This window comes from Streptomyces sp. NPDC091280, from assembly GCF_044768565.1.
In the GTDB taxonomy this organism is placed as follows: domain Bacteria; phylum Actinomycetota; class Actinomycetes; order Streptomycetales; family Streptomycetaceae; genus Streptomyces.
On sequence record NZ_JBIVUZ010000037.1, the window covers coordinates 1 to 6,110 of the forward strand.

Annotated in this window: 4 protein-coding genes; all 4 read right to left on the bottom strand. The window is 68.2% G+C overall.

What is annotated here, in order from left to right:
* Nucleotides 1-140 precede the first annotated feature (140 nt).
* Genes ACIQPR_RS48960 through ACIQPR_RS48975 form a run of 4 tightly spaced genes read right to left on the bottom strand, consistent with a single transcriptional unit; the run spans nt 141 to nt 5,992 of the window.
* Nucleotides 141-554 carry a hypothetical protein gene (locus ACIQPR_RS48960; RefSeq protein ID WP_403664314.1) on the bottom strand — a complete coding sequence of 138 codons (414 nt, stop codon included), beginning with the start codon at nt 552-554 and terminating at the stop codon, nt 141-143.
* Complete coding sequence (locus ACIQPR_RS48965; protein WP_403664317.1) at nt 551-2,620, bottom strand: integrase; 2,070 nt, start codon at nt 2,618-2,620, stop codon at nt 551-553. Before ACIQPR_RS48965 ends, ACIQPR_RS48960 begins: the two co-directional genes overlap by 4 nt.
* The gene (locus ACIQPR_RS48970; protein WP_403664320.1) at nt 2,617-4,539 is read right to left on the bottom strand and encodes a hypothetical protein; all 1,923 of its coding nucleotides are present in this window, start codon (nt 4,537-4,539) and stop codon (nt 2,617-2,619) included. The genes ACIQPR_RS48965 and ACIQPR_RS48970 overlap by 4 nt, the downstream gene beginning before the upstream one ends.
* Nucleotides 4,523-5,992, bottom strand: a complete 1,470-nt coding sequence (locus ACIQPR_RS48975) for a hypothetical protein (protein ID WP_403664323.1) — start codon at nt 5,990-5,992, stop codon at nt 4,523-4,525. The genes ACIQPR_RS48970 and ACIQPR_RS48975 overlap by 17 nt, the downstream gene beginning before the upstream one ends.
* Nucleotides 5,993-6,110 lie beyond the last annotated feature (118 nt).

Sequence of the window (6,110 nt, forward strand, 5' to 3'; positions counted from 1 at the left end):
GTGTTCTCCACCGTTTGGATCTCTCATGAGAGGCGACGGCCCTGGTGTATCGGGGTTTGCTGCGTGTCGTGGTGGTCTGCGAACGTGGCGAGTTGAGAGTCGGCCTCTCATTTCGCAGTTCATCCGCGAGGGTGGCGGTTTCAGGCTCGGGGTTGCGTTGGGAACGGGACGACGGTGCTGGCTGTGTCGTCTTCGGTCCGCAGCATCTGGTTGTCGTGGTGGAACGAGGCGATGACCGTAGCGGCGGCGGTCAGCCGCCGGTTGAGCTCGGTGATTTCCCTCTTGGCCGAGGCGAGTTGTCGGCGGAGATCGTCAATGTCGGCGTCGCGGCGGGCCTCGCCGGGTGTGAGGCTGCCGTGGACGCCGATGTGAGCGTCCCAGTCGGCGAGCACTGCTTTGGCCCGGAACATCGTGGCCGGGCTGACGCCCGCTTCCAGGGCGAGGTTGTTCTTCGTGAGCCGACCGTCGCTGTGCTGCGGCTTCCCGGTCAGCAACCGGTCCATGGCATCGCGAAGCTTCCGTTCGGCCTTGGCCGAGACACTCGTGTCGCTCATCGGTCGGCCTTCCGCAGAACGGCCCGCGCCTCGACTTGCTGCTGTTCGAGCGCCGCGCGATGCCCTGGGGCCAAACGCCGCGACTCCAGGAGCTTGGCCAGGGACCGCTCCTCGCTGGCCCAGATCTCGACGTGCTGTGGTCCGATCATGCTGTTGCCGCAGCGGTCCGGGCGGCAGCGGTCCGGCAAGGGGCCAGAGTGTCCGGGTGGGATCACAGTGTTCTCCAGACAGAGGGCGCCTGACGGATTGGCCTCGTCGAACAGGCAGTTGTTGAGGGTGCCGAAGCGGATGGAGATGCGGGCCTGCTTCAGCAGGGCGTGTTCGACGGTCGCGTCGCCGCCCTGGGCCGCGACGGTGTCGCGGATCTTGTCGAAGGTGCGGCTCAGTTGCTCGGCGCCAGAGCCGAACCCAATCGGTTCGTTCGCGTGATGGGCCTCGAACAGGTCCCGCAGCCCTCGGAACCGAGCCGCTTCGATTGCCTCGTCCAAGTGGCTGGCCCAGGATGCCGCCGTGGCGGCATAGCCCTGGGTGGTGCGGTTGGCCAAGGCCCGGGCAGCGACGTGTTTGAGCTGGATGCCCAGGGCGATCTCCGAGCCCGGGAACTGGTCGGTCAGCATCGCCATGGTCCTGCGGAACATGTGCGGAGCCAGCCGTTCGGCGGGGATGGGCTCCAGCCCGCTGACCTCGCATCTGGCGTTGATGTGGGCGACGAATGCCTTGATCCCGTTGCCCGCGTTGAAGACCTCCGCGTCCCTGTTGCTCGCGATGCCGGTGAACAGCCTCTCCGAGTGCGAGGTGATCGCCTCGGCCATGGCGAGGGCCCGGGCAACCGGCTCGATGATCCACCAGTGCTTGCGGGGGAAGTCTTCCTCACCCTTGATCTCCGCCGAGACCACGGCCGGTGCCCCGTAGTACTCGACCACGGAACCTTTGGTGATCTCCTGGACTTCCGAGTCGCGCATCATGCTCAACCCGGTCACGAAGAGGTAGCAGGCGATGCGAAGGATCTGGATCTCCCGTTCCAGGCCGCGGATGTCGATGCCCCAGGTCCAGGCGCCGGTGGTGCCGTCGGCTCGCAGGACCTGTGCGTACTCGGGCAGCAGACTCCCGGTTTCGCACTGCCCGCGGTTCACCGCTTCCAGGGTGATCTCCCGCAGTCCGGGGACGTTGTTGAACACGTGGGCCCGGGTGTCGATGCCGATGAGCCACGAGAGCAAGTTCCAGTGGATCTTGCCAGCGTCTGCCTTGCAGAACGGGCGCCGGTCGTGGTGAACCGGGACGGCGTTGTCGGGGTTGCTGAGCCAGGACAGCAACCGGTGCTCGGCCCCGACCGACGTGTTCACCGACTCGTCCCGGAGCTGGCGGAGTCGCTGATCGGCTCGCAGGATGTCGGGGCCGAACTGGTCGATGTAGGTCCAGGCGGCCCGGATGAGGGGGAACCAGACCTCCGGCGGGATCACCGCCGTCGACAGCACTCTGGTGCTGTTGCTCTGCCTCTCCCCGGCCACCGCCCGGGCCGACATGCCGGGCCAGGGGTCCGTCGGCAGGCCGCCGCCGGTCAGCAGAGGACCGTAGCGGTGCAGTTCCTGGATGGTCTTGACGTGGCTGACCACGGTGGAGGGGGAGAGTTCTTCCCTGAGCTCGGCAACGCGGACGTGCATCTGGTGTGCGGGCCAAGCAGCCGGGTGCGGGGGAAGTCCCCGCTCGGCCGCCCAGGCCCGAAGCGCCCGCAGGTCACCCAGCTTCGCGATCACCGTGCGAGGGCTGACCGGCCGCCTGGGTGCGGAGATTCCCGCGGTGACGGCGCGGGGGTGTCGTGGGTTGAGCGAGATCATCGACATCTCGCGGGCGAGGAGGTTCCAGACCTCGTCGAAGGCGGCGAACATCATCTTCCATCCGGCCGGGTGCAGGTTCGCCGGCCGACGCAGCACGCCGTTCAGGTTCCACTCGTCGCGTTGCCCGAAGACCGGGCTCAAGGCTCCGGGCAGCAGCGGGCGTGCGCCGAGGACGGGGTCCTCGGCGTCAAACCCCGTGGTCTGCTGCCGGATTGGGGCAGTGCTGTTCATGCGTCGAACTCCGCTCGTGCGGCGAGAGGAAGCTGCAAAATGGCGGTCCCCTCCGCGATGTGCCGTCGGGCGGCCTCGATCTCGGGCTCGGTCCGCTCGGCGAGGACTGCGGCCAGGTTGGCGGCCGTCTGGCCCCAGAGGGTGTGGAAGTGCGCCGGGTTCAAGCGCCTGCGCAGGCCGTCCAGGTGGTCGGCGAACAGCAGCAGCTGGGGAAGATGCGAGGGGAGAATCCAGGCATTGCGGCATTCCAGACAGCGCAGTGGCGCGACCGCGCAGAAGTCGCCCGGTCGGGAGAACGGTGAGTCGAAGGGGTCGCGGCAACCACTGACTCCCATCTCCAGAGCCCCGCTCCGCAGCTCTTCGACCTGCTCGGCAGTCAGCCCCAGCCCGTTGAAGGCCGCAGCGGTCTCCGCTTCTGCCAGTGCCTCCTCGGCTGCGGCGTCCAGGACGACCGGCCCCTCAACGGCTTTGGCGAACCACGACTGCTGGGCGGCCGTGATCACCTTTCCGGAGATCACGCGCAAGGTGGTGCCCTGCGCGTAGTGGCCGCGGAAGGTCTCTTCGTGGTGATCGTCAGCGATATCCGTGATGCGGCCTCCGAAGGCGATCGCCTTCTCGACCTTGGTCGACTTCCTCAGCCGCCGGACGTCCGGCTTGCCCTCCAAGTCGAGGCCCCTGGCCTCGACCCACTTGTCGAACATCCGCAGCCGGCCAGGGCCGACGGCAACCGTCCACCGGTTCGTCGGCAGCGTGCCCTGGAGGAACAACGGGGCGGGACGTTCGTCGTAGCGGTCCCGCAGCCGGGCTGTCACCTCCATCAACTGACGGACGATCTCCGACACTTCCAGCCGGGGCCGGTCCGCGTACTCGTGAACGTGCTCAACGGTCCGCCCCGCGTCGACCCGGTTAAAGTCCCGGCGGTGGATGCGCCGAGCCCGGTTCTTGACCATGGTGAGCCGGATGCCCGTCGGCGTGAACTCCACCGAGTCCTCGTTCAGGCCGGTCACCTCCTCCGGGGCATGGCCCGTAGCCGCGACGAGCAGCACCCGGAATCCGTGCAGGTCCTGCTCGTTGGGATAGAGCTGGTGCAGCAGACCGCGGACCAGGAAGTAGCGGCGCATGCCGCAGCCGACCCCGTCCAGCCGGATGTGCGAGGGGACGAGCGCGTGCAGTTCCGGCGGCCATGGCGGCGGGAGGTTCCTCACGATCTCCCGGGGCGCGACGGCCTGGTGGGCGAGCCCCCAGAGGAGGTTGGGCAGGCTGGACCAGCCGTGCTGGGCGGGGTGGGCCCCCTCAGCGACCATCGCCCAGCCGTCCCGTAGCCGCTTGCGGAGCCGGGCAACATCCTCCCAGGCAGCTCTGACCAGGGCTGTTTTGTCCTTGCGGGAGTACTCGTCCAGTTCCTGGGTGGTGCCCCAGGACAGCCCGTGCTGATCTGCCGCCACCCTGCCGAGCCGGCCGTCAACCGGACGGTCCTGGTGCTGGACGCGCCGGTTGATCAGCGTGCGGACCAGCGATGCGAGCGTTCCCGGCCGGGTCGAGCCGACCGGCCACTGCGCAGGCAGCGAATGCTCCCAGGCCAGCAAGACCTCGCCCATCTCGGGATCGGCCTCGGCCAGTGAAGCGGCCGAGGCCCTGCCCTGCAAGGTGTCGTCGGTGAACCGGCAGAACGATGTCACGGCCTGGCGATAGCCGGTGGCCGTGCCCACCCGCCGACCGGTGACCTCAATGTATTCCACCCACTCGTCGGCCAGCTGCTGGGCCAGCACCCGGCAGGTGAACGCAGCCGGATCGAGCTCCAGCGTCCGCTTCCTTCCCCGCGCGTCCGACGCGACCACCTGCCGGGCCCCGATCCTCGGCGGACCGGCAACACGGTCCTCGTGCCGGAAGTCTCGGCGTCGTTCACCCCTGCGCGGCATGGCCGGCCTCCTTGCGGGCCTCAAGCGCCCTCACCGCGATCTCGGCATAGGTGTCGCCGTCGCTCGCCGCCCACTGCTCGAACGCGGCCGCGACGTAGGCCATCGGGTCCTCCAGGTAGCGCAGGTACTCGTAGGTGACGGCCGGGCTGGCATGGCCAAGGCGGCGGCTGACGATCAGCAGCGGGTTGAACGCAAGGTGCTCGGCGAGGGAAGCCATGCCCACCCTCTTCTCCGCCCGCTCGCGCTCCGCGGCCCGCCGCATCAGAAAGTCCAAGAGCCGCAGGGCGTAGGTGTGCCTCAGATCGTGGAATCGCCAGCGTTTCGTGGGGAGTTGCGGGGCCCGCTCGTCGCCGCGGACCGCCGACATTCGGTCCCATGCCTGGTAGCGGACGCGGTCCCAGGACGATGAGGTGAGCATCAGGCTGCCATGGCCGATGAAGACCGCCAGCGGTTCCAGCCCTGCCGCCCCCTCATGAACCGTGATCCGCCGCAGCTTCGGAGCCATCGCCGACCAGGTGAACTCGCGGTCCCGGCCCTGCCAGCGTCCCCGCAGCCGGCGACGCGCATAGTCGATGTCCACCACGATGAACAGGTCCCGATGACGCCGCTCCAGCGTGCGGGCCATGCCCTCGGCCATCTCCGGCCGCTCGATCAGCAAGAACCGGTCCACCGAGGTCAGCGCGTCCGGCGGAACGTAGGCGACGCGGTGCTTCTTGTATTTCGCGCACGCCTGGAGGTCGAATTCCGCCCCTTCGCCGGGCCGCCGCATCCCGACTGCGAGTTCTGGCAGCAGCACCGTCGACCACTCCTGTGGACGCATCCCCGACGTCACCGCCAGATCGGCCGCCGCCCTGCTCCGGTTCGGGGCCTGGCCGCGAAACGCCCGGTCCACCTCACCGCCGAGGGTCTGCCCACCCATTCCGACGTCCCGGAAGAACAGGAACTGCCCCAGCGTCAGGTGCCGGATGTCCATGTCCCGGCTCATGCCGCTGGACAACGGGTTCGTGGAGCCGACCGCCCGCAGCGGCGAAGTCCGACGAAAGCCCTGGCCGACCATCCAGTCCAGGAGCGTGTTGATCACCGATGCCTCGCGGTCCCAGACCGTCCCGCCCACCGGCACGTCCTGCAACTCGACCCGCGACCGCCGGTAGGCCACCAGATCGGACTCCGCCGCCGTGCCCAACTCGCGGCCCCGCTCGGCCAAGAACTCCATCAGCCGCAACACGATGTAGGCGTAGTGCCGCAGCGTGTCCTCCGGATCACGCCCGAGATAGGCAAGGTGGCGAAACCAAGAACAGGCTGGTTCGACCGGCCTTATCTGATCGTCCACGATCACCGGCAGGCGATCAGGCAGGGCCCGGAAGTCCAACCGCCGTACGGCTTCCTCTCCGGCCCTTCCGTACAGCTCTGCCCGTTCCTGTACGCGAGCCCGGCTGACGAAAAACAGATCCACAATCCCTCCGACTGAGAGAACTCACAACTGTCAGAGGTAACGAGGCGGTTCCTACCTGGTGTTGGGAGGCCCCTTCGGGGCCACCCAACACTGAGAGCGTCCAGAAGTACCGGGAGAA